Below are 21,543 nucleotides of genomic sequence, written 5' to 3'. Positions count from 1 at the left end.
GTGGGCCGCGTCCGGGTGGTGCGCGGCGGGAAGCGGCTCGCGCGCAACCGGCACCACCTGCACGCCGCCCAGCTCACGCAGGCCCAGTGGCGGCAGCGTTGGGAAGTATCGCGCTGGTACCTCCAGGCGGACAAGGAATCGAGCAAGCGGTTCGGCAATGAGACCATCCGCGTCACGCCCGAGGGCGAAATCTCCCTCAAGCTGCCTGCCCCGCTCGCCCACCTGGCCGACGCCCCGCATGGCCGGTATACGCTCACCAGCACTGCGGTCTTCCACCACCGCAGTGACGAGTGGGCCGACCGCATCACCACAAACCGGTCCGTGGCCTACCGCATCCACTACGTCAGCATGGCGGCCGAACTCGGCATCACCATCATCGCCGTCGACCCGGCCCACACCAGCAGGTGGGGCGCCCAGCACTGGCAAAAGCCCCCCACCAGAAAGAACCGCAAGACCACCCGTCACGATGCCGCGAGCATCGCGATCGGCAGGCGCGCCCTCGGGCACCGCATCCGGCGACGGACGGCACCGCCCCCACACGGCCAGAGCGATCATGTGGGGCATCGGACCGCCCAGGCCGGACACGGCACCCCAGGGCGTGAGGAAACCCGCCCCCGCATCCTCGGACCACGGACACGATCCGTGTCGCCGGACGCGGCGCGAACGCGGGAGACCAGTGCATTCACCACCGTTCGGGATGCGCCAGTTGACCAGGATTGGGTACAAGACTCACTCCTGCTCACTGACTAGGAACGGTCAGCTGCACCTGTACGGCCGGCGCCCAGCGCTCGACGATGTCGTCGAGGTCGGCGGCACGCAGCTGGGTGCCGCGCGCGATGCCGAACATCACGCCGAGGCCCAGCAGTGCGCCCACCGCCAGTTCCGCGCGCAGACCCGCGTCGGGGCCGTCCAGACGCGCGGCGAGGCGATCACTGACCTGTGTGCGGAAGTTGCCGCGCAGGATGTCACCCTGCTCGCCGTGCAGCGGGGCGAACACGATGCGCAGGAGCGGGTCGGCACCCTGCTCGGTCTGGCTCATCAGGACCTGGCGGACCATGTGCCGGCCGAGGTCCGCGAGCGGTGCGTCGAGCAGCGCCGCGGCGTCCGTCTCGAAGGACATGACCTGCGAGAAGAGCGTGTCCTTGTTGCCGAAGTACTTCAGGATCAGGGGCGCGCTGACGCCGGCGCGGTCGGCAACCGCCTTGAGCGTGATGTCCGCATGGGCGTGCCTGGCGAGCAGGTACCGGGCGGCGCGGAGGATGGCGGCCCTGGTCGCCTCGGCATCACGGCGCTCCGGAGACCTGGGCGCCTCGGCCTCCCTGGGTGCGGCAGCCGCGCTCCCCGCCTCCGGGCCTTCGCGGCCCGGTGCCGCCCCCCGGGCCGGCCCGGTGGGACGGCCCGTCCGAGCGGTGGCACGTGCGGGGCTCACGGTGCTCACGCTCCTTCCAGTGCCTCGTCGTGGGACGGCGCGGTCTGCGTCCGGGGCCGGCGGATACCGCGGGTGGAACTCCCGCCGGGGATGCTGAGGGCGGCGGCGCAGGCCACCAGGGCGACCGTACCCGCCATCGCGAACGCCAGCAGATAGCCGTGGAGCGTGGGTACCGGGGTCCCCGCGATGGGTTCCGTGTGGTGGACCAGTACCGCGGCCACGGCGGCACTGCAGGTGGCCTGGCCGATGGTGCGCATCAGGACGTTGACCCCGTTCGCGGAGGCGGTCTGATCCGCGGGCACGGCGCGCAGGATCAGCGTGGGCAGCGCCGAATAGGCGAGCGTCGTGCCGGTCGCCACGATCGACGCACCCACGATGATCATCCACAGGTCTCGGCTGTCCGCGATCCGTACGGCATAGCCGCACGCGAGCACGGCCGCGCCCAGGGCGAGGGTGATCCGCGGACCACGGGCCGTGGAGATCCGGGCCGAGAGCGGCGAGAGGAGCAGCATGATCACACCACCGGGGAGCAGACACAGGCCGCTGCCGACGATGGACAGCCCGAGGCCGTAGCCGGTGGCCTTCGGGGCCTGCACGAGTTGTGCCGTCACCAGGGAGTTGGCGTAGAAGCCGAACCCGACCAGAAGAGCCGTGAGGTGGGGCAGCGCGACCCGCGGGCGGGACGCCAGCCGCAGATCGACGAGAGGCCGCTCCGCGCGCAACTGCTGCAGGGACCATGTCGCCAGGATCAGGACGCTGGCCGCGAACAGAGCCACGATCCGGGGACTGCCCCAGCCCCACTGACCGCCCTCCGACACCGCCAGCAGCAGGCAGCAGAGCCCGGCGGCGAGACCCAGTGCGCCGAGCACGTCGAACCGCCCGGGGGCGCGCACCGGTGACTCGGGCACCGCCCACCAGGCGAGGACGAGACCGACGGTTCCCAGACCGCTGGTCACCCAGAACATCGCGTGCCAGTTCACGTACTGGATGACGAGCGCGGCCAACGGCAGTCCGAGCGCCGCGCCGATGCCGACGGTGGAACTCATGAGCGCCACCGCGGATTCGGTGCGGGCGGGCGGCAGTTCGTCGCGCAGGATGCTGATGGAGAGCGGGACGACCGCGGCCGCCGCGCCCTGGAGCGCTCGCGCCGTGATGAGCACCCCGATGTCGGAGGAGAGCGCGCACAGCACGGAGCCCACTGTCATCAGCCCGAGGGCGGTCACCAGTACGCGCCGCTTGCCGTACATGTCGCCCGCGCGCCCGAGGACCGGGGTGAGCACGGCACCGGACAGCAGGGTGGCGGTCACCATCCAGGAGACGGTGCCCGCCGATGCGCCGGTGAGCCGGGGCAGGTCGGGCAGCAGGGGGACGACGACCGTCTGCATGACGGCCATGAGAATGCCGCCGAAGGCCAGCACCGGAACGGTCAACCGACCGCGCACTCCCGTCGCTCCGCCCGGTTCGTGGGGGGCGGGAGACCGGTCGGAGGGGGCGGGTATCGGGGGCATGGCTCTCCGCGCTGTGCTGGACAATCGAGGTGAGTGGCTATTCACCTTATCTGGTGAATAGCCATTCACTCAGCGGCTCCCACCGTGCCCCGACCCGGACCGCACCGGCCGCCGTCGACTTCGCCTGGCTCGCACCGACCCGCCCTGATCCCGACCACCGTCACCCCGCACCCGGGCCACCCCCTGTCGCCGTCGTCCTACTCCCGGGCCCCATGCGGCAGTTCACGTCACATCGCGGACGTGAGCGTCGTCACCCGTGTGCCGCTCGCTGCGAAAGAACCGCCTCGGCACCCCCGTGACAGAGGCGGAATTTCCCCTTCCGAGCGATCCGAGGCGCGTCTCAACGGCAAGATCATCTTGGTTCAACCTTGCACGGCATGTGGGCAATTGCCCTGATCGCAGCCAACCGGGTTCCCGCGATTTCCCGGCCCGTCCGGTCGGCGGATAGGCAGGACACGTCGTCAACCCCCAGCTCCTCAGGAGGACTCGTATGCCCGAACTGACCCGCCGTCGCGCCCTCACCGCCTGTGCCGCCGTCGCCGCCACCGCCGGCCTCACGGCTCAGGCCGCCTCGACCTCCGCCGCCGCGCACCCGTTCCCCGCAGCCGTCGCCGGCCACGACCACGGCGGTCCCGAGGCCTTCGACGAGGTGTACCTGGGGCGCCGGATACAAGGCCGCCCGGCGATGAGCGGCCACCACCACGGCTGCGGGTACGGCGTGTTCATCGACGGGATCGAGCTGCATGTGATGCGCAACGCGGACGGAAGCTGGATCAGCGTCGTCAGCCATTACGCCCCCGTGCCGAGCCCCCGCGTTGCCGCTCGCGCCGCCGTCGTGGAGCTGCAGGGTGCCCCGCTCGTTCCGTTCAACTGACCGCCCACGCACAGGATTTCCGGAGTCTCCCGCACATGACCGTACGCAAGAACCAGGCGACCCTCACGGCCGACGAGAAGCGGCGGCTGGTCGCCGCGTTCGTGGAGCTCAAGCGCACCGGCCGCTATGACGCCTTCGTCACGACCCACAACGCCTTCATCATGGGCGACACCGACAGCGGTGAGCGGACGGGGCACCGCTCGCCCTCGTTCCTTCCGTGGCACCGCAGATTCCTGCTCGAGTTCGAGCAGGCACTGCAGTCGGTGGACGCTTCGCTCGCGCTGCCCTACTGGGACTGGACGAGCGACAGATCGCCGCGTTCCTCGCTGTGGGCACCGGACTTCCTCGGCGGCACCGGACGCAGCCTCGACGGCCGGGTGATGGACGGACCCTTCGCCGCGGCCACCGGCAGCTGGCCGGTCAATGTGCGCGTGGACGGCCGCACCTATCTCCGGCGCGCCCTCGGCAGCGGTACCCGCGACCTGCCGACCCGGGCCGAGGTCGACTCGGTGCTCGCCATGGCCACCTACGACACGGCCCCCTGGAACAGCGCCTCGGACGGCTTCCGCAACCATCTGGAGGGGTGGCGGGGCGTCAACCTGCACAACCGCGTCCATGTGTGGGTGGGCGGGCAGATGGCCACCGGGGTCTCCCCCAACGACCCGGTCTTCTGGCTGCACCACGCCTTCGTCGACAAACTGTGGGCCGAGTGGCACCGCCGCCACCCCGGCTCCGGGTATCTGCCGCTGAGCGGAACCCCGGACGTCGTCGACCTCCAGGAGACCATGAAGCCGTGGAACGACGTACGCCCCGTGGACCTGCTGGACCACACGGCGCACTACACGTTCGACACGGACTGACCCCGTGGTGCGGGCCGGCGCTCAGTGCGGGGCCGGTGCCCAGGGTCCGACGCCGCCGATGCGCTCGACGGAGTAGCGCACGATGTAGCCGGGCCCCTTCGGCGCCGGGAATTCAGTGTCCGGGGAGACATACACCTTGGCCAGGCGGTCGAGCAGGTCCCAGGTGGCGTCGCTCGGCTCCACGGCGGCCCGTGCCCGCAGCACGGCGTAGTCGTTCAGGAAGACGCCGGGCACCCGCGGCCCGTCGAAGGACAGCACCACCCGCGGGTCCCGCTCGATGTTGCGCAGCTTCACATGCCGCGCCATATGACCGCTGACGACGTCGTCGCCGTCCAGCCCGATCCAGATCACGGTCACCTGCGGGCTTCCGTCCGGGTTGATGGTGCTCAGATGGGCCATGGGGCCCGACTCGATGAGCTCTCGCAGTTCCCGGGGCAGCCGGCTGTTCTGATTCGTCATGCTCGTCCAACGGCGGCGCGGCCGGGCGGACACGCGTGCGGACGGCCGCCCGAGGCGGCGTCCCCCGAAAGGCAGACACCTGGGGCGGCGACGAGGCCGCACGCGTGACCTGACGGAGCGGCGGCGGGTGGGCGGCGACGAGGCCGCACGCGTGACCGAACCCCGTCGGGCGGCTCCGGTCGTCAGTCCTCGCCTGCCGCGCGGCACTCCGGGTGACCCCAGCCCTGTGCGTTCTTGGCGATGGGCTCGCCCGCCGTGTAGGGGCGGCCGCAGAGGCAGCGGCCGGGGAACTTCGCCTTGATGGTGCGGCTGGAGGAGCGCTTCTTCGCGGGTGCGGAGCGCCGGGCCGGACCGGAGGCGGCGCCCGGTTCCGATGACGGCGGGGGCTCCAGGGAGCCGTACTCGCTGCCCGCCGGTTCCTGGACACTGGCCGCCTGGCTGGCGGCGCGGTCCGCGAAGTCGTTGAGGGGGTCCCCGCCCACCTGGTGCGCGGGGACGTAGCGGAACTCGACCTCACGGCCGTCGAGCAGCGCGTCGATGCGCATGACCAGGTCCTGGTTGGCCACGGGCTTGCCGGCGGCGGTCTTCCAGCCGTTGCGCTTCCAGCCCGGCAGCCAGGTCGTGACGGCCTTCATCGCGTACTGGGAGTCCATGCGGATCTCCAGCGCGACCTGCGGGTCGACCGCCGTCAACAGCCGCTCGAGCGCGGTGAGTTCCGCGACGTTGTTGGTCGCCCTGCCCAGCGGACCGGCCTCCCAGCGGCTCGGGATCTCGTCCTTCTCGGCGACGACCCAGGCCCATCCGGCAGGTCCGGGGTTCCCTTTCGAAGCCCCGTCGCAGGCGGCCACAACACGTTCAGGCATGTCCCCGATCATGCCACGCTCCGAGGACCGCTCCGGTCCGGGGCCGAAAGCTGCCCGGCCGAGGAGGAGCGGTCCTCAGGAGATCTCGCTCATGTCCGGCATCCGGCCCTGCGTCGTGGTGACGTCGATGACCGAGAAGTTGGCCCCCTGGGGGTCGGTCAGGGCGGCGAAGCGGCCGAAAGGGCTGTCCATCGGACCGAACCGCAGGACCGCTCCGTTCTTCGTGGCCCGCTCGACGGCCGCATCGCAGTTCTCGACCGTGAAATACACATTGACATACGACGGAACCTCCGGCGGGAAGTCCTCCGTCATCTTCATCCGGCCGAGCACCGGACCGCCATCGAGTTCGAAGACGATGAAGTCGATCGCCTCGTCCTCGATCCGCTTGGCGCGATAGGGGAAGACGGCCGGGAAGAACGCGTCCGACTTCTCCGGCTCGCGGGTGAACACCTCGGCCCAGCAGTAGGCATCGGGCACGGCGGTCGCCTCGAAGCCCTCGTGGGTGCCGGCCTGCCAGACACCGAAGACGGCACCGCTCGGGTCGCAGGCCAGGGCCATAGTGCCGAAGTCCCCGACCTGCATCGGCTCCATCAGCACCTCGTCACCGTTGTCGCGGATGTTCCGTGCGGTCGCGGCGGCGTCGGGCGAGGCGAGGTACAGGCACCAGGCGGACTGGCCCTCCTGCCTGGGCGGCACCACGGCGGCGACCGCCTTGCCGTCGGCGTAGGCCTGCGTGTAATTGCCGTACTCGGATGTGGCCCCGCCGAACGTCCAGCCGAGGACGTCACCGTAGAAGTTCTTGGCCCCTTGGAAATCGCTGAACATGGCGTCGGCCCAGCAGGGCGTGCCCTCGGGTGGTACCGCCATGACGCTGGCCTTCCCGCTCGACGGCTGGTTTCCGCTCCTCACGCTGGACACGCCCGGGCCGCGCCGCGCGCCGGACGGCGGTCCCGCCCGACACTGGAACGAGGACGGTCTTGGACGGGATGGGGCACAAGCGATGCACGCATGGGTGGTGGACCGGCCGGGTCCCGTCGAACGGGAGCCGCTGCGGTTCGTGGAACGGCCGGTTCCGGTGCCGGCGGCCGACGAGCTGCTCGTGCACGTGCGGACCTGCGGCGTGTGCCGTACGGATCTGCACGTGACCGAGGGCGACCTGCCGGTACGGCGACCCGGGGTGACTCCCGGGCACGAGGTGGTGGGCGAGGTGGCCGCGGTCGGGGCGGAGGCCGGTGACTGGGCCGTCGGCGACCGGGTGGGGGCGGCGTGGCTCCGCCGTACGGACGGCATCTGCCGGTACTGCCGCCGGGGGTCGGAGAACCTGTGCCCGGACTCCGAGTACACCGGCTGGACCGCCGACGGCGGATACGCCGAGTACACGACCGTGCCGGCCGCCTTCGCCTACCGGTTGCCCGCGGGCGTGGACGACGTCGCCCTCGCTCCGCTCCTGTGCGCGGGCATCATCGGTTACCGGGCGCTGCTGCGGACGTCGCTGCCGGAGGGCGGGCGCCTCGGACTGTACGGGTTCGGCGGCAGCGCGCACCTGTGCGCCCAGGTCGCCCTGGCGCAGGGTGCGACCGTGCACGTCCTGACTCGGGACGAGGCCTCCCGGCGGCTCGCCCTCGGCCTCGGGTGCGCGTCGGCGGCCGGCGCCCAGGACGCGCCCCCGGAGCCGCTCGACGGGGCGATCCTGTTCGCGCCGGTCGGTGATCTCGTACCGGTGGCTCTGCGGGCGCTCGACCGCGGCGGAGTGCTGGCGGTCGCGGGCATCCATCTGACCGACGTCCCGGTGCTGCACTACGAGAGCGAGCTGTTCTACGAGAAGGAGCTGCGCAGCGTCACGTCGAACACCCGCCAGGACGGCCGGGAGTTCCTGGAACTCGCGGCCCGGTACGGTGTGCGGGCGACGACGCACCCGTATCCGCTGTCCGAGGCCCAGCGGGCCCTGCAGGACCTGAAGGCAGGGCGATTCGACGGGGCGGCCGTGCTGGTGAATGATCTCTGAGCGGCCGGTGCCGCGCGGGGTGCGGGCCGGTCCGCCACGTGCGTGGATGGACTCGGAGAGGTGTTGTCGCGGAGGTGCGCTGTGGGCGGTGAGCACACTGCAGACCCCCCGTACGGCGTCGACGACGCCCTCGAGTCGATCGGCACGACGCTCGACGAACGGGTCACCTGCGAGGAGCTCGCCGGCTATGTGTGCGGCCGGGTGTGCGACGCGGCCGCGGTGGACCTGCTGCCCGAGAACGCCCCCTGCTCGCCGCCCCCCGACGACCCGGGTCTGGAGCGGATGGCGACGGCCGGCCGGACCGAGCTGCTGGAGGCGTGGGGCGTCGAAGGCGCTCGCCCGCTGTCGATGAGGGCGCTGGACGAAAGGCGTCCGGTCACCGACTCGCTGATGGACCTCTCGGGATGTGGGGCGCGCCAGGCCATGGCTGTTCCACTGGTGGGGCAGGGGCAGCAGTATGGGGCGCTGCTGGCCGTGCGCAACGGCCCGCCGTTCTCGGACCGGGACATCGCCGTCGCAGGCTTCGCGGCCCGGCTGGCGGCCGTGCACCTGGGCCACGCGCGCCGGTACACGTCCATGCGCGGCACGGTGTTCCGGCTGCAGCGGGCTCTGCTGTCCGAGCCCGGGCGGCCCCATCCCAACCTGGATCTGGCCACGCGGTATCTGCCCGCGGGCGGCGGCACGCTGGTGGGCGGGGACTGGTTCGAGACGGTACGACTGCACTTCGGGCGGACCCTGCTGGTGCTGGGCGACGTCATGGGGCACGGGTTGGACGCGGCGGTGGACATGAACGCCTACCGGTCGATGCTGCGCTACATCGCCTCCACCGACCTGCCCCCGCATCGCGTACTGCGGCGGCTGGACGCTGCGGTCGCCGAGGACGGCAGCCGCCGTCCGGCCACCTGTCTGCTCGTCCAGGTGGACCCGGCGCGCGGGACGGCGTCACTGACCAGTGCCGGGCATCTGCCGCCGGCCCTCTTCAGCGCGGACGGCACCGGGGAGCTGCTGGACGTACCCGTCGGGCCACCGCTCGGGACGGGGATCGGCGGCTACGAGCTCACCACCCGGACGCTCGCGCCCGGGGACATGCTGCTGCTGTTCACCGACGGTCTCGTCGAGCGGCGTGAGGAGGACATCGACGTCTCCTTGGCCCGGCTCGCCGGGCTGCGGCTGCGGCCGGGCGCGAGCGTGGAGGAGTCCCTCGCCGACGTCCTGGAGCACCTCGACGCCGGCCACGCGGAGGACGACGTGGCCGTCCTGGCCGCCCGCATCCGCCGCCGCCCGGAGATATGAGGCGCCGCGGGCCGGCCTGACTCAGCCCATGGGCAGGTGCAGCAGACGGGCGATGGTGCGCAGGACACCGAGCTCGGTGTTGGATGGCGCCACGTAGCGGGCCCGCCGCAGTACGTCCGGGTGGGCGTTGGTCATGGCGAAGGACCAGTCGGCCGCGTCGAGCATCTCAAGGTCGTTCAGGTAGTCCCCGAACACCACTGTCTGGGCGGGTGTGATGCCCAGTTCCCGCTGGAGCATGCGCAGGGCGGCACCCTTGTTCGCGGTGGGGTTCATGACGTCGACCCAGTGCTCGCCCGAGACGACGACCTGGTGCGTCGACGTGAACGGCGCCAGCGCGGGAGCGGTCGTCCTCTCCACGGGCCCGAAGTCGTAGAGGGCCACCTTGAGGAACTGGTCGTCCACGGTGGTGAGGTCCTCCACCGTGCGCAGCAGGGTGTAGTACTTACTCGCCTCGGCCACGAAGGCCTCGTCGCTCCGCTCGACGTAGGCGGACTTCTTGCCGCACAGGACCGCCCCGACGTCCACTCCGTCGGCCACGAGCCGCCTCGTGGTCCCGACGATGCGGGCGGCCACGGCGGCGTCCAGGGGATCGGAGCTGAGTTCCACGCCGTCGCGCACCACATAGGTGCCGTTCTCGGCGACGAAGACCATGCCGTCGGCCGCCTCGGCGAACTGCCGGGCCAGCGTGGCGTACTGGCGGCCGCTGGCGGGGCTGAACAGCACTCCGCGGCGACGCAGTTCCGTAAGGAGCGGCCAGAGTCCCCCGGGTATCCCTCCGGTGCTGTCGAGCAGGGTGCCGTCCATGTCGGTGACGACGAGCCGGATGTCCACCGGTCCTCTCGGGAGCTCGGGGCCGGTCGGGAGGCACGAGGGCGTGGCGGACATGTCCTGCTTTCTGTTCTCGGGCAGCGGTGAGGGAGTCTCTGCGGCGGGTCGGCGCGGTCCGGGTCCGGTCAGTCGTCCTGGGCGCGGGTGCGCGGATCGCCGTGGGCGCGGCGCAGTTCGCGGACCGCAGCCAGGCTCGGCAGGGCGGTGCCGGCGAACGCTCGGCGGATGTCCATCTCACCTCTTGCCATCGGGTCTCCCGGAGTCGGCGCCGACGCCTCGTCGCCGGCCCCATCGTAAGGGCCCCTCCCCTGCCCGACCCGTGGCCGGGTACCCGCTGACCTCGGCCGAGGCCCGGTCTCCGACAGGAACGTACACAGCGGTGCCCGGACATGACGGCGCCCCGGCCCTTCGGCCGGGGCGACGGATCCGCCGTATACGACTCCGGTTGCCGCGCGGTGGGGCGCGGGTCGGGAAACCTCATTCGGGAGCCGGCCGGACGGCCCCACTCCGTCCGGCCGGTCCCGCTGCGAGACCGTGTGGTTCACCGCGTCAGGGCTTGCACTCCCCAGTTACAAGCTCTGGTCAGACGCTCGCGGCAACCCCGCGATCCGCGTCCTCAGAACGCGAAGAGGGCAGTCCCGTAGGACCTCTTCACGCACTCGTTGGCGAAGGTGCGTTCGTAGTCGACGCGCTTGCCCTGCCAGACGCCCTGCACGGTGACCACCACTGGGTCGTACTGCTTGGTACACAAGACGCCGTCCCTGATCGACAGCGCGTCGAAGTCCCCGCCGGCCGCGCTGATTTCGGCGCAGGCGTCGACGCTGTCCGGGTGGCTGCCGGAGGGGCTCGGGGCACAGCTCAGCGTGACGGCACGCTGGGGTGTGGCGAGAGTGGCGCTCTCGCCGTGACCCGTGGTCAGGACGAGCGCCGAGGGGGCGTACAGGGAGGCGGGGGCGTTCGGGGCGGCGACGGCGGACCCGGTGAGGGGGGCGCAGACGGCGGTGACCGTCAGGGTGAGGGTCGCTGCCCAGCGCGCGGTGTTCGGCATTGTGTGCATCCTTCCGCTCGTGTGGAGTCACGGCGCACTCCGGTCGCACGGGGCTCCGGAGCCGGCCGGGACGGGTGCCGGTTCGGCGTGCCGGAGTCTGCCGACTCCTCACGGGAATCTCACATCGACCCCCCTCGTTTCAGTAACTTTGAGTGTTGAATCAGTGGCGTGAAGTCACGGAATTCGAACGGATGGGCCCCGCAACCATGGGGCCGCGGGCGATCGGCGGCAGCCCGCTGGCCGGATTGCCACGGCTCTGCAATCGGCCTGAAACATTCCGCTTCCCCGCCGCAGCAAGCGCTGTCTTCAGCTCCTGGCAAACGCACCCTGCCCGCTCTTGCTTTTGTGCGAGACCGGAGTAATCGTCATTACATGATTACGACGGAGCAACGAGAACAACTGCGCGGCTGGTTCGCCGGCCGTCTGCCCGACGACCTGTTCGAGAAGCTGCTCGAGGTCACCGTCGACCGCGAAGAGATCACCGTCGTCGGCCGAATCCCGGAGCCACGGCTCGCTGACCAGGCATCCCCCGCCGAGCGGGACGCGGCCCTCCGGGCCCGGATCCAGGAGTTCCGCGAGCGCACCCGCGAGGACCGCGTCGAGGTGGCGCGCGAGGCGGAGCACCGGTTCCGCAAGAAGGTTTCCTGGGGCGTGGAGTGTGGCGGCGAGCGGGCGCTGTTCACCCATGTCGCGGCGCCCGTGATGACGCGGCTGCGCCAGCCCGAGCGTCAGGTTCTGGACACGCTCATCGCCGGCGGGGTGGCGCGCAGCCGCAGCGACGCTCTCGCGTGGTGTGTGCGCCTCGTGCAGAAGCACACCGACGACTGGCTCACGGAGCTGCGGGAGTCGCTGGAGCATGTGCAGCGCGTCCGGGCCCAGGGACCGGACAGCGGGGAGGGCCAGGGAACGGACATCGGCGAGAGCGGGCAACCCGACGGCACCGAGGCCGAGGACAGCACGGCCGAGGGGCAGTGAGCCCGTCACGGCCCCGACGACTGCTGCCAGTCACCGTGAGGCGTTGCCGCCCCGGCCTCCCGCCATCTCGTGCGCGGTGCCAGCCGCGCGGGACGGGGGCGGGCCGGTGACGGCCACGCGGGCGGCGCGCAGCAGCCGGCCGCCCACCCGGTAGCCGGAGGCCAGGATCTCGGTGCAGGTGAGGCCTTCGGCTTCCGGGGAGACGACATGCGTCACGGCCTCGTGCCACTCGGGATCGAAGGCCTCGCCCTCCTGCCCGAACGCCTCCAGGCCCAGAGAGCCCAGCTGAGCCTGAAGGACGTCGGCGACGGCCTTCAGACCCGGAGTCAAGGCTTCCTGCCGCCGGGCGCCCTCGACGGCGTCCAGCACGGGCAGCAGCGCCCGCAACACGTTCTCCGTGGCGATCTCCCGCACCGCCATGCGGTCGCGTCGCACCTGCTTGCGGTAGTTGTCGTACTCGGCCTTCACCCGTTGCAGGTCGGCAGTGCGCTCGTCCAGGAGACGCCGCAACTCCCCGCTCTGCGGCCCGCTCGGGTTCATGGTCAGCCCGCCTGCGAGGTGTTGTCGTCGTCCACGATCTCGGCGTCCACGACATCGTCGTCGGCCCGACCGCCGCCCGCCGTGCCCTGTTCGGCCCCCGTGCCGCCCTCGGGTCGCGCCTGCTCGTACAGGGCGCTGCCGATCTTCTGTGCCGCGGCGGCGGCCTTGTCCATGGTCCGCCGGATCTCCGCGCCGTCCTCGCCCTTGAGGGCCTCCTTCAGTTCGGCGATGGCGCTCTCCGTCTCGCTCCGGGCGTCGGCGGGAATCCTGTCCCCGTTCTCCCTGATGAGCTTCTCGGTCTGGTACACGAGTTGTTCGGCCTGGTTGCGGCTCTCGGCGGCCTCGCGCCGCTTGCGGTCCTCCTCCGCGTGCTGCTCTGCCTCCCGCACCATGCGGTCGATGTCGTTCTTCGGCAGCGCGGAGCCGCCGGTGACCGTCATCTTCTGCTCCTTGCCGGTGCCGAGGTCCTTCGCCGCGACGTGCATGATGCCGTTGGCGTCGATGTCGAAGGACACCTCGATCTGCGGGATGCCTCGGGGCGCCGGCGGCAGACCGGTCAGCTCGAACATGCCGAGCTTCTTGTTGTACGCCGCGATCTCACGCTCACCCTGGAAGACCTGGATCTGCACCGACGGCTGGTTGTCCTCGGCCGTGGTGAAGATCTCGGACCGCTTGGTCGGGATCGTGGTGTTGCGCTCGATGAGCTTGGTCATGATGCCGCCCTTGGTCTCGATACCGAGGGACAGCGGGGTCACGTCGAGGAGCAGGACGTCCTTGACCTCGCCCTTGAGGACACCGGCCTGGAGCGAGGCGCCGACGGCCACCACCTCGTCCGGGTTGACGCCCTTGTGGGGCTCCTTGCCGGTCAGCTCCCGGACCAGGTCCGTCACCGCCGGCATCCGGGTCGAACCACCGACGAGGATGACGTGGTCGATACCGGACACCTTGATGCCGGCGTCCTTGATCGCCTGATGGAACGGCCCCTTCGTACGCTCCAGCAGGTCGGCCGTCAGCTGCTGGAACTGGGCACGGGTGAGCTTCTCGTCCAGGTGCAGCGGGCCCTCGGACGAGGCCGTGATGTAGGGCAGGTTGATGGTCGTCTCGGACGAGCTCGACAGCTCGATCTTGGCCCTCTCCGAGGCCTCGCGCAGTCGTTGCACGGCCATCTTGTCCTTAGACAGGTCGACGCCGTACGCGTTCTTGAACTGCTGGACCAGGTGGTCGACGACCCGCTGGTCCCAGTCGTCGCCGCCCAGATGCGTGTCGCCGTTGGTGGCCTTGACCTCGATGACACCCTCGCCCATCTCCAGCAGCGACACGTCGAAGGTGCCGCCGCCGAGGTCGAAGACCAGGACCGTCTGGTCGTTCTCCTTGTCCAGGCCGTACGCGAGGGCGGCGGCGGTCGGCTCGTTGATGATCCGCAGGACGTTGAGGCCCGCGATCTCCCCGGCCTCCTTGGTGGCCTGCCGCTGGGAGTCGTCGAAGTAGGCGGGCACGGTGATCACGGCGTCGGTGACGTCCTCGCCGAGATACGCCTCCGCGTCCCGCTTCAGCTTCTGCAGCACGCGCGCGGAGATCTCCTGCGCGGTGTACTTCTTACCGTCGATCGTGCCGCTGTCCGGGAAGCGCCAGGACTGGTCGCCCATGTGGCGCTTGACCGAGCGCGCGGTGCGTTCGACGTTGGTCACCGCCTGCCGCTTGGCGACCTCGCCGACGAGCACCTCGCCGTTCTTGGCGAAGGCCACGACCGACGGTGTGGTCCGGGCTCCTTCGGTGTTGGTGATGACCGTGGGCTCGCCGCCCTCGAGGACCGAGACCACTGAGTTCGTGGTGCCGAGGTCGATTCCGACCGGACGTGCCATGGGGACTCTCCCTCCACTTCGTGCTCGTCGTCGTTCTCGTCGCGGAGCGTCTCGTACAAGCGAGTACCCGCCTGGCCGCCTTCCGGGCCTGATCACGGGGACGGCCTTTCACTCCGACCGCGAACTGCCTCCAATGCCTGAATAAAACTTGAGCGCCCTAATGTCAAGTTTCCCATCGAGCAGGTACGCCACCAGCTGAAAGGCCACCGCGGCCGGCCCTCGCGCCGTCCACGTCACAGTGGAGGAATCGTCCATCACGCGCGCGAAAAATGGACGGAGCGTCCTCTGGTGTGTCCTGGACGTGCGGACATAGCGTCGGCAGACCCCGTACGAACGGCCTCACCCCGCACCGCCCACCCCGCGGTCGCCCGGCGCCGTCCGTCCTCTCGCGCCAAGAACGCGCTCCGCCGCACTTTCCCCGCAGGAGCCCCGTTGTCCGAGAACCCCACCTCCCCCGCCGCCGCGCCGCCCTCCCTCACCGAGGTCGAGACCCACGGCGTCGAGCGCATCCCCGACGCGGACCGCACCGCGACCTCGCTGGACCTGTTCCGGGTCGCCTTCGGCGGCGCCAACACCTTCTCCACCTGCGTTCTGGGCGCCTTCCCCATCCTGTTCGGCCTGTCCTTCTGGCAGGGGCTCGCGGCAACGGTCCTCGGGGTGGTCGCGGGCGCGCTGATCCTCTGTCCGATGGCGGTGTTCGGCCCGGTCAACGGAACGAACAACGCGGTCTCCTCCTCCGCCCACCTCGGTGTGCACGGCCGTGTGGTCGGCTCGTTCCTCTCCCTGCTCACGGCCGTGGCGTTCTTCTCCATCTCGGTATGGAGCTCGGGCGACGCCCTGGTCGGCGGCGCACACCGGCTGTTCGGCCTCGAGCGCGGCAATCTGTCGTACGTCGTCGCCTACGCGCTGTTCGCGGGTCTGGTGCTCGCGGTGTGCGTGTACGGCTTCCGGTTCATGCTGTTCGTCAACAAGATCGCGGTGACCTCGGCGACCGTACTGTTCCTGCTCGGGGCGATCGCCTTCGCCGGCGACTTCGACCCGTCGTACGCCGGCACCTTCACCGCCTCGGCCGATCCCGCGACGAAGGCGCTGTTCTGGCCGTCGTTCATCGGCGCCGCGCTGATCGTGCTGTCCAACCCGGTGTCCTTCGGCGCCTTCCTCGGCGACTGGTCGCGCTACATCCCCGCCGGCACCCCGCACCGCAAGGTGATCGGTGCCGCATTCCTGTCGCAGATCGCGACGCTGCTGCCGTTCGTGTTCGGTCTCGCGACCGCGAGCATCATCGCCCAGCAGGCACCCAAGTACGTCGACCCGTCGGCGCCCGACTTCGTCGGCGGACTGCTCGCCATCTCGCCGACGTGGTTCTTCCTGCCGGTGTGCCTGCTCGCGCTGATCGGAGGCATGTCGACGGGCACCACATCGCTGTACGGAACCGGGCTGGACTTCTCGTCGGTGTTCCCGCGGCTCTCGAGAGTGCAGGCGACGCTGGTGGTCGGCGTGCTGTCGATCGCGTTCATTTTCATCGGCCGTTTCGGGCTGAACCTGGTGCAGTCGATCTCCACTTTTGCCACGATGATCATCACCTGTACCACTCCGTGGATGGTCGTGATGATGCTCGGCTTCTACACCCGGCGCGGCTGGTACGACCCGGACGCGCTTCAGGTCTTCAACCGCCGTCAGCGCGGCGGCCGCTACTGGTTCTCGCACGGCTGGAACTGGCGCGGTATGACCGCCTGGTGGGTCTCCGCGGTGATCGGCGTGCTGTTCACCGATATCCCGGGCCAGTTCGTCGGGCCGCTCGGCGACCTGGCAAACGGCGTCGACATCAGCCTGCCGCTGTCCCTGGCCGTAGCGGCGATCCTCTTCCTGGCGCTGCTACGGCTCTTCCCCGAACCCCGTGCGGTGTACGGGCCGCAGGGTGCGCGGCTGGCCCGTACCGTAGAGGCACCGGTGCCGGCGATCACCGGGCCGGGTACGCCGGACCAGACGGCTCCGGCGCTCGCCGTCGAGGGCGGCTGATGGACTCCTGGCTCGACCTGTCGGTGCCCGTGGTCACCGGGATGCCCGTGTATCCCGGTGACCCGCAGGTCGAGGTGGAGCGGGCGTTGCGGGTGGCCACGGACGGCGTGAACGTCCTGAGCCTGCACATGGGTTCGCAGTCCGGCACGCATGTGGACGCGCCGTACCACGTGAACTCGGCGTGGCCGGCCCTGGACGCGCTGCCGCTGGACCGGTTCGCCGGCCCGGCGGTGGTGGCGGACATACGGGGCCTGTCGGCCAGGGCACCGATCACGCCGGAGCTCCTCGCGCCCGCGCTCAGTCTGCTGCGGCTCCAGCCGGGCGCGATCCTGCTGCTGGCCACCGGCTGGTCCGCCTCCTGGGGAACCGACGCCTATGCGGACCACCCCTGGCTGACGCCCGAGTCGGCGCAGGCGATCGTCAACGCGAGCGTCCGCACGGTAGGGGTGGACGCGCTGAGCGTGGATCCGTCCGGCGATCCGGACCTGCCCGCCCATCGCGTGCTGTGCGGCGCGGGCGGCGTGATCGCCGAGAACCTCACCGGCCTCGACCGCGTCCTCGCCGCCCAACTGGCCGGCCGCCAGGTGGAGGTGTGCCTGTTCCCGCTGCACCTGCCTGGCTCGGACGGGGCCCCGGTCCGGGCAGTGGCCCGTGTCGGCGATCCCGCGCGGTACGCATAGATGGTCGCGCCCGGCCGGTCGCCCCGGTCACCGGTCGGGCAGACGACCACGACGGGACCACACCAGTCCTGCCCGATATCGGGCAGGACTCTGGATTTCGTGAGCCTGACTCCCCTACGCTCGCGCGGTGATCGACCTCTCCGCCCTGTGGGGCTTCGCCCTGATCGTCCGCTTGCTCACCCTGACCCCGGGACTGGACACCGCGCTGGTACTGCGTACCGCGGAGCTGGGCCACCGCCGCCGCGCCTGGGGGGTGGTCCTCGGCATCCAGACCGGGACCCTGGCCTGGGGCGTCCTCACATCCCTGGGAGTGACCGCCTTGTTGACGGCCTCTCACCTGGCTTACGCCGTGCTGCGCTGGGTCGGCGCCGCCTACCTGCTGTGGATGGGCGGCCGACTGCTCTGGTCAACGCGGCACCGCGCCGACGAGACGGCGGACGACGAGGCCGACCGGCCACGATCCGGCGCCCCGGACACGGTGTTCGGCGGCTGGCGTCAAGGCTCGGTGACCAACCTGCTCAACCCCAAGGTGGGGGCCTTCTACGTCGCCATTCTCCCGCAGTTCATCCCGGTCGGCGCCTCGCATCTCGCCATGGGCGTACTGCTGGCGGGCACCCACGTCCTGCTGGGAGCGCTCTGGTCCTCCGTACTGATCGGCTGCGCACACATGCTGCGCGACCGGCTGCGGCGCACCTCGACCCGGCGGCTGCTGGACGGGATCACCGGCACGGTCATCGGCGCGTTCGGCCTCCGGTTGGCGCTGGGCGACTGAGTTCGGCGTACCGACGGAGGCCGTGACGCCGGGTCACGTTCCGACCGTGCGGGCGATGTCCAGGGTGAGTCGCTGCCAGGGATCGCGCGGATCCCGTGACGTCAGTACGTGGACACGGCGCAGTCGGTAGCGCAGCGACTGCGGATGCAGATGGAGCGCGCGGGCCGCGGCGGTCGCCGATCCCGCGTCGATGTAGGCGGTCAGAGCCTCGAGAAGATGGCGCTGTTCGGGGTCGGCCAGCGGGCCGAGGACGAGACGGGCGATGTGCTCCGGGGCGGTCGCGGGATGCCCGGCGAGCAGCGCCAGTACGTGCGCGTCGGCGTCGGTGAGGAGGCGGCCGGGACGGTGGGCGTGGGCCGGCGCCGTGTCGAGTGCGTCGGCCGCGAGCCGGTGCGCGACCGCGACCCGGTCGAGGCCCTCCCCCGTGATCGCGCAGCCGCGCCAGCCCCGCTCGTCGAGGACGGCCGGCACCCGCCCCGCCACCGCGGCGGGGAACAGCAGGACGGCGCGGGAGCCCCGGACCGTCGACAGTGCCACACCGCAGTCGCCGAGGGCGCCCAGCAGTCCGGCGGCCGCCTCGTACGACATGTCCGGAGCGCCGCCGACCGCCGGCTCGGCAACCAGCAGGCAGTAGGGCTCGGGGAGATGAACGCCGAGACGGGCCGACCGGTCCGACAGCGCGCCCTCCGAGGCGTGCCGGCCGGCGATCAGGTCGTCGAGCAGCAGCCTCAGCGCCCGGTCCCGGTCCCCCGCGAGGTCCTCGGTCGTCGCCGCGTAGGCCGTGGCCATCTCCTCCGACAGTGTGTCCAGGGCTGTGAGCAGCACCCGGGCGAGCGCCAGGCCGTCCGCCGCGGTGAGGCCGGTGGCGCGGGCGGCGACCTCGTCGGTGAGGACGGTCGCGGCCACCCGGTAGGCGCGCAGCACCGCCTGCACCGGCCGGCCGTCCGCCGCGCGGGCCGCCGCGATGCCGCGGAACCTGCGCAGATCGGCTGGTTCGAGCGCACCGCCGGTGGCCCAGAGATGCAGCAGCCGGTCCACGCCCCAGGCGGCGATGGCCCGTACCTCGGGCAGCCTGCTGTCGTCGAGTGCGGCGTACACCGGCACCTGTCCGTGGACCGCGGCGACCACCGCGTCCACGACCCTCGGGTCGGCGGCGATCTCGTCCCGGACGCGGCTCCGGGGAGTGCCGGGATGGTTTGTCACAGGGTGATGATCCCAGCCGTGCATGGTGCGCACCACGCTGGACGGGTGTTGTCACAGTCGCAAGGATCGTCGCCGTACAGCGCGGTCTCAAGGACGAGAGGCGGAACGGACGGATGACAAGGCACTGGGCGGACTTCCAGTACGAGATCTATCTGAACGGCATGACGGGCGCCGTACCGCGGCTGCCCACCGATCTGACCCGGCTGGAGGAGCTCACCGAGCAGCGGCTCGGGCCCGGGCCGGTCGGCTATGTGGCGGGCAGCGCGGGCACCGGTAGCACCGCCTGGGCCAACCGGGCGGCGCTCGAGCGGCGCAGGATCGTGCCGCGCATGCTGCGGGACGTGCACGAGCGCGATCTGTCGGTCGAGGTGCTGGGCAGCACACTGCCCGCTCCGCTGGCGCTGGCGCCGATCGGCGTCCTGTCGATCATGCATCCGGACGCGGAGCCGGCGGCGGCGCGGGCCGCGGCGGCTCAGGGCGTGCCGTTCATCCTCTCCTCCGCCTCCAGCACGCCCATGGAGCAGGTGGCCGAGGCGTCCGGCGACGGTGAGCGCTGGTTCCAGCTCTACTGGGCCAAGGACCGGGAGGTCACCCGCAGTTTCCTCGCCCGGGCGAAGGCCTCCGGGTTCACGGCTCTGTTCGTCACGCTCGACACACCGCTGCTGGCCTGGCGGCCCCGGGACCTCGACCAGGCGTATCTGCCGTTCCTGCACGGGGTGGGCACCGCCAACTACTTCACCGACCCGGCGTTCCAGGCCGGTCTGGCCAAGCCGGTGCACGAGGACCCCAACGCCGCCGTGATGCACTTCGTCGGCATGTTCGCGGACCCCGGCAAGACCTGGCCGGACCTGGCGTTTCTGCGGGAGAACTGGGACGGGCCGATCGTCCTGAAGGGCATCCTGCATCCGGACGACGCCCGCCGGGCCGTGGACGCGGGGATGGACGGTGTGGTGGTCTCCAACCACGGCGGCCGGCAGGTGGCCGGTTCGGTGGCGGCCGCGGACGCGCTGCCCCGGGTGGTGGAGGCGGCCGGCGATCGTCTCACCGTGCTGTTCGACAGCGGGATCCGCACGGGCGACGACGTCTTCAAGGCGCTGGCGCTGGGCGCGCGGGCGGTGCTGCTGGGACGTCCGTACGCGTACGGGCTCGGGCTCGACGGGCAGGCCGGCGTCGAGCATGTCGTCCGCTGTCTGCTCGCCGAGCTCGACCTCACCCTCGCCCTGTCCGGGCACGCCGGTCCGGCCACGCTCGGCCCCGCCGACCTGATGGAGGAATCCGCATGACCGACGTCAAGAAGGTCCTGGCCGTCGTCTCGCCGCACGTCGGCGGGCGCGCGGCGGGCTCCGCGCTGGCCACGGTCTTTCCCGGGGAGGCCGAGGTCACCGTGGTGGAGCGGACCGACGAGGATCCGGCGGCGCTGCGCGCGGCGCATGTGATCGTGACAGGGCTCGGCCCGGTCACCGCCCAGCACATCGCCGTCGCACCGGAGTTGAAGCTCATCCAGTGCGCGAGCCACGGCTTCGACTACGTGGACCTGGACGCCGCCCGGGCCAGGAACGTGCCGGTCTGCAACATAGGCTCAAGCGGTGCCGAAAAGCAGAACGTGGCCGAGCAGACCTTCGCGCTCATGCTCGCCCTGGCCAAGCAGCTGGTGCCGGCGCACACTTCGCTCGTCGACGCCGACTGGGCGCTGCCGCGGCTGCAGCGGTCCATCACCGAACTCTCCGGCAAGACCCTCGGGATCGTCGGGCTCGGACATATCGGCGAGGAGGTCGCACGCCGCGCGCTCGCCTTCGACATGTCGATCCTGTACGCGGGCCCCGAGCCCGTGGCGGCGGAGACCGAGGCACGTCTCGGTGCCCGCCATGTCGAACTCGACGAGCTGTTGCGCACGTCCGACTACGTCACGCTGCACGCGCCGCTCACCGAGGCGACCCGGCATCTGCTCGACGCCGACCGCCTGGCGATGATGAAGCCCACCGCGTTCGTGATCAACACGGCGCGGGGCGCCCTCATCGACCAGGACGCGCTCGCGGACGCGCTGGAGAACGGTCTGCTCGCCGGGGCGGGGATCGACGTCTTCGACCCGGAACCGCCCACCGCGGCCCTGCGGCTGCTGAAGGCTCCGAACGTCGTGCTGTCCCCGCACGTCGCGGGGGTCACCCGGGAGACTCTTGTCCGGATCGCGGTGGCGGCGGTGCAGAACGCAGCCGACTTCCTGGCCGGACGGGCACTGCGGGACATCGTCTCCTGACGGACGTCGCGCCGGGTCGGGGGGGGCGTGGGCTCTTGGTGGGGCCCGCGCCCGCCCACATCGGCGGGGGC

21 protein-coding genes and 1 pseudogene are annotated in these 21,543 nt (G+C 71.2%); 11 read left to right on the top strand and 11 right to left on the bottom strand.

Features of this window, described 5'->3' with window-relative positions; genetic code table 11:
* Window positions 1-750 (top strand): annotated as a pseudogene (locus tag ACWDA7_RS37025) (hypothetical protein); the annotation flags it as partial.
* On the opposite strand, the gene ACWDA7_RS37020 reads toward ACWDA7_RS37025, so the two are convergent.
* Together ACWDA7_RS37020 and ACWDA7_RS37015 are read right to left on the bottom strand one after the other, a co-directional pair.
* Window positions 740-1,261 carry a TetR/AcrR family transcriptional regulator gene (locus ACWDA7_RS37020; protein ID WP_450610359.1) on the bottom strand — a complete coding sequence of 174 codons (522 nt, stop codon included), beginning with the start codon at window positions 1,259-1,261 and terminating at the stop codon, window positions 740-742. The pseudogene ACWDA7_RS37025 and the gene ACWDA7_RS37020 sit on opposite strands and share 11 nt — an antisense overlap.
* Window positions 1,262-1,434: 173 nt before the next feature.
* Window positions 1,435-2,937 carry an MFS transporter gene (locus ACWDA7_RS37015; protein WP_450610355.1) on the bottom strand — a complete coding sequence of 501 codons (1,503 nt, stop codon included), beginning with the start codon at window positions 2,935-2,937 and terminating at the stop codon, window positions 1,435-1,437.
* 490 nt (window positions 2,938-3,427) lie between these two features.
* On the opposite strand from ACWDA7_RS37015, the gene melC1 reads away from it, so the two are divergent.
* Both melC1 and melC2 read left to right on the top strand, forming a co-directional pair.
* A complete protein-coding gene (gene melC1 / locus ACWDA7_RS37010) occupies window positions 3,428-3,811 on the top strand; it encodes an apotyrosinase chaperone MelC1 (RefSeq protein WP_450610353.1) in 384 nt (127 codons plus the stop codon).
* Between the two features lie 35 nt (window positions 3,812-3,846).
* A complete protein-coding gene (gene melC2, locus ACWDA7_RS37005; protein ID WP_450610351.1) occupies window positions 3,847-4,671 on the top strand; it encodes a tyrosinase MelC2 in 825 nt (274 codons plus the stop codon).
* A gap of 21 nt (window positions 4,672-4,692) precedes the next feature.
* Here melC2 and ACWDA7_RS37000 read toward each other — a convergent pair whose 3' ends face one another.
* The 3 genes from ACWDA7_RS37000 to ACWDA7_RS36990 all read right to left on the bottom strand — a co-directional run bounded on the left by ACWDA7_RS37000 (window position 4,693) and on the right by ACWDA7_RS36990 (window position 6,860).
* The gene (locus ACWDA7_RS37000) at window positions 4,693-5,130 is read right to left on the bottom strand and encodes a PPOX class F420-dependent oxidoreductase (protein WP_450610349.1); all 438 of its coding nucleotides are present in this window, start codon (window positions 5,128-5,130) and stop codon (window positions 4,693-4,695) included.
* Window positions 5,131-5,312: 182 nt separating this feature from the next.
* On the bottom strand, window positions 5,313-6,005 hold the full coding sequence (locus ACWDA7_RS36995) for a ribonuclease H family protein (RefSeq protein ID WP_450610347.1): 693 nt from the start codon (window positions 6,003-6,005) through the stop codon (window positions 5,313-5,315).
* Window positions 6,006-6,068: 63 nt separating this feature from the next.
* Window positions 6,069-6,860 carry a VOC family protein gene (locus ACWDA7_RS36990; RefSeq protein WP_450610345.1) on the bottom strand — a complete coding sequence of 264 codons (792 nt, stop codon included), beginning with the start codon at window positions 6,858-6,860 and terminating at the stop codon, window positions 6,069-6,071.
* Window positions 6,861-6,993: 133 nt separating this feature from the next.
* Between ACWDA7_RS36990 and ACWDA7_RS36985 the strand changes: the two genes are divergently transcribed.
* Together ACWDA7_RS36985 and ACWDA7_RS36980 are read left to right on the top strand one after the other, a co-directional pair.
* Window positions 6,994-7,998, top strand: a complete 1,005-nt coding sequence (locus tag ACWDA7_RS36985) for a zinc-binding alcohol dehydrogenase family protein (RefSeq protein WP_450610357.1) — start codon at window positions 6,994-6,996, stop codon at window positions 7,996-7,998.
* An 81-nt stretch (window positions 7,999-8,079) separates the two neighbouring features.
* The gene (locus tag ACWDA7_RS36980; RefSeq protein ID WP_450610343.1) at window positions 8,080-9,291 is read left to right on the top strand and encodes a PP2C family protein-serine/threonine phosphatase; all 1,212 of its coding nucleotides are present in this window, start codon (window positions 8,080-8,082) and stop codon (window positions 9,289-9,291) included.
* Between the two features lie 21 nt (window positions 9,292-9,312).
* On the opposite strand, the gene ACWDA7_RS36975 is transcribed toward ACWDA7_RS36980, so the two are convergent.
* The 3 genes from ACWDA7_RS36975 to ACWDA7_RS36965 all read right to left on the bottom strand — a co-directional run bounded on the left by ACWDA7_RS36975 (window position 9,313) and on the right by ACWDA7_RS36965 (window position 11,167).
* On the bottom strand, window positions 9,313-10,176 hold the full coding sequence (locus tag ACWDA7_RS36975) for a Cof-type HAD-IIB family hydrolase (RefSeq protein ID WP_450610341.1): 864 nt from the start codon (window positions 10,174-10,176) through the stop codon (window positions 9,313-9,315).
* 68 nt (window positions 10,177-10,244) lie between these two features.
* Window positions 10,245-10,367, bottom strand: coding sequence for a hypothetical protein (locus ACWDA7_RS36970; protein WP_432924543.1), 123 nt, complete (start codon window positions 10,365-10,367; stop codon window positions 10,245-10,247).
* 368 nt (window positions 10,368-10,735) lie between these two features.
* Entirely contained in the window at window positions 10,736-11,167 is a 432-nt protein-coding gene (locus tag ACWDA7_RS36965) for a protease inhibitor (protein ID WP_450610339.1), read from the bottom strand.
* Window positions 11,168-11,539: 372 nt separating this feature from the next.
* Between ACWDA7_RS36965 and ACWDA7_RS36960 the strand changes: the two genes are divergently transcribed.
* Window positions 11,540-12,142 carry a hypothetical protein gene (locus ACWDA7_RS36960; RefSeq protein WP_450610337.1) on the top strand — a complete coding sequence of 201 codons (603 nt, stop codon included), beginning with the start codon at window positions 11,540-11,542 and terminating at the stop codon, window positions 12,140-12,142.
* A 30-nt stretch (window positions 12,143-12,172) separates the two neighbouring features.
* Here the strand turns inward: ACWDA7_RS36960 and grpE are convergent, their stop codons facing one another.
* Both grpE and dnaK read right to left on the bottom strand, forming a co-directional pair.
* Window positions 12,173-12,682 (bottom strand): nucleotide exchange factor GrpE, encoded by a 510-nt coding sequence (gene grpE, locus ACWDA7_RS36955; RefSeq protein ID WP_450610335.1) that lies wholly within the window; start codon window positions 12,680-12,682, stop codon window positions 12,173-12,175.
* Between the two features lie 2 nt (window positions 12,683-12,684).
* The gene (dnaK, locus tag ACWDA7_RS36950; protein WP_450610333.1) at window positions 12,685-14,544 is read right to left on the bottom strand and encodes a molecular chaperone DnaK; all 1,860 of its coding nucleotides are present in this window, start codon (window positions 14,542-14,544) and stop codon (window positions 12,685-12,687) included.
* Window positions 14,545-14,976: 432 nt separating this feature from the next.
* Between dnaK and ACWDA7_RS36945 the strand changes: the two genes are divergently transcribed.
* The 3 genes from ACWDA7_RS36945 to ACWDA7_RS36935 all read left to right on the top strand — a co-directional run bounded on the left by ACWDA7_RS36945 (window position 14,977) and on the right by ACWDA7_RS36935 (window position 18,015).
* Entirely contained in the window at window positions 14,977-16,563 is a 1,587-nt protein-coding gene (locus tag ACWDA7_RS36945; RefSeq protein WP_450610331.1) for a purine-cytosine permease family protein, read from the top strand.
* Window positions 16,563-17,243: a cyclase family protein gene (locus ACWDA7_RS36940; protein WP_450610329.1), complete on the top strand. Its 681-nt coding sequence runs from the start codon at window positions 16,563-16,565 to the stop codon at window positions 17,241-17,243. The genes ACWDA7_RS36945 and ACWDA7_RS36940 overlap by 1 nt, the downstream gene beginning before the upstream one ends.
* Window positions 17,244-17,370: 127 nt before the next feature.
* Window positions 17,371-18,015, top strand: a complete 645-nt coding sequence (locus ACWDA7_RS36935; RefSeq protein WP_450610327.1) for a LysE family translocator — start codon at window positions 17,371-17,373, stop codon at window positions 18,013-18,015.
* A gap of 33 nt (window positions 18,016-18,048) precedes the next feature.
* Here the strand turns inward: ACWDA7_RS36935 and ACWDA7_RS36930 are convergent, their stop codons facing one another.
* The gene (locus tag ACWDA7_RS36930) at window positions 18,049-19,218 is read right to left on the bottom strand and encodes a PucR family transcriptional regulator (RefSeq protein ID WP_450610325.1); all 1,170 of its coding nucleotides are present in this window, start codon (window positions 19,216-19,218) and stop codon (window positions 18,049-18,051) included.
* Window positions 19,219-19,331: 113 nt separating this feature from the next.
* On the opposite strand from ACWDA7_RS36930, the gene ACWDA7_RS36925 reads away from it, so the two are divergent.
* Together ACWDA7_RS36925 and ACWDA7_RS36920 are read left to right on the top strand one after the other, a co-directional pair.
* The gene (locus ACWDA7_RS36925; protein ID WP_450610323.1) at window positions 19,332-20,501 is read left to right on the top strand and encodes a lactate 2-monooxygenase; all 1,170 of its coding nucleotides are present in this window, start codon (window positions 19,332-19,334) and stop codon (window positions 20,499-20,501) included.
* Complete coding sequence (locus ACWDA7_RS36920) at window positions 20,498-21,472, top strand: 2-hydroxyacid dehydrogenase (protein WP_450610321.1); 975 nt, start codon at window positions 20,498-20,500, stop codon at window positions 21,470-21,472. The genes ACWDA7_RS36925 and ACWDA7_RS36920 overlap by 4 nt, the downstream gene beginning before the upstream one ends.
* Window positions 21,473-21,543 lie beyond the last annotated feature (71 nt).

The sequence above is a fragment of the Streptomyces sp. NPDC001156 genome, from assembly GCF_053598275.1.
Note: the sequence above shows the minus strand (reverse complement) of the source record. Positions and strands in the feature narration are given on the sequence as shown.

Bases quoted from the DNA above. Each gene is read 5' to 3' on its own strand.
- ACWDA7_RS36970 (WP_432924543.1), bottom strand. From the start codon at position 10,367: ATGGCAAGAGGTGAGATGGACATCCGCCGAGCGTTCGCCGGCACCGCC.
- melC2 (WP_450610351.1), top strand. From the start codon at position 3,847: ATGACCGTACGCAAGAACCAGGCGACCCTCACGGCCGACGAGAAGCGG.
- ACWDA7_RS36975 (WP_450610341.1), bottom strand. From the start codon at position 10,176: ATGTCCGCCACGCCCTCGTGCCTCCCGACCGGCCCCGAGCTCCCGAGA.
- ACWDA7_RS36965 (WP_450610339.1), bottom strand. From the start codon at position 11,167: ATGCCGAACACCGCGCGCTGGGCAGCGACCCTCACCCTGACGGTCACC.
- ACWDA7_RS36925 (WP_450610323.1), top strand. From the start codon at position 19,332: ATGACAAGGCACTGGGCGGACTTCCAGTACGAGATCTATCTGAACGGC.
- ACWDA7_RS36995 (WP_450610347.1), bottom strand. From the start codon at position 6,005: ATGATCGGGGACATGCCTGAACGTGTTGTGGCCGCCTGCGACGGGGCT.
- ACWDA7_RS36985 (WP_450610357.1), top strand. From the start codon at position 6,994: ATGCACGCATGGGTGGTGGACCGGCCGGGTCCCGTCGAACGGGAGCCG.
- melC1 (WP_450610353.1), top strand. From the start codon at position 3,428: ATGCCCGAACTGACCCGCCGTCGCGCCCTCACCGCCTGTGCCGCCGTC.
- ACWDA7_RS36960 (WP_450610337.1), top strand. From the start codon at position 11,540: ATGATTACGACGGAGCAACGAGAACAACTGCGCGGCTGGTTCGCCGGC.
- ACWDA7_RS36940 (WP_450610329.1), top strand. From the start codon at position 16,563: ATGGACTCCTGGCTCGACCTGTCGGTGCCCGTGGTCACCGGGATGCCC.
- ACWDA7_RS37000 (WP_450610349.1), bottom strand. From the start codon at position 5,130: ATGACGAATCAGAACAGCCGGCTGCCCCGGGAACTGCGAGAGCTCATC.
- ACWDA7_RS36920 (WP_450610321.1), top strand. From the start codon at position 20,498: ATGACCGACGTCAAGAAGGTCCTGGCCGTCGTCTCGCCGCACGTCGGC.
- grpE (WP_450610335.1), bottom strand. From the start codon at position 12,682: ATGAACCCGAGCGGGCCGCAGAGCGGGGAGTTGCGGCGTCTCCTGGAC.
- ACWDA7_RS36990 (WP_450610345.1), bottom strand. From the start codon at position 6,860: ATGGCGGTACCACCCGAGGGCACGCCCTGCTGGGCCGACGCCATGTTC.
- ACWDA7_RS37015 (WP_450610355.1), bottom strand. From the start codon at position 2,937: ATGCCCCCGATACCCGCCCCCTCCGACCGGTCTCCCGCCCCCCACGAA.
- dnaK (WP_450610333.1), bottom strand. From the start codon at position 14,544: ATGGCACGTCCGGTCGGAATCGACCTCGGCACCACGAACTCAGTGGTC.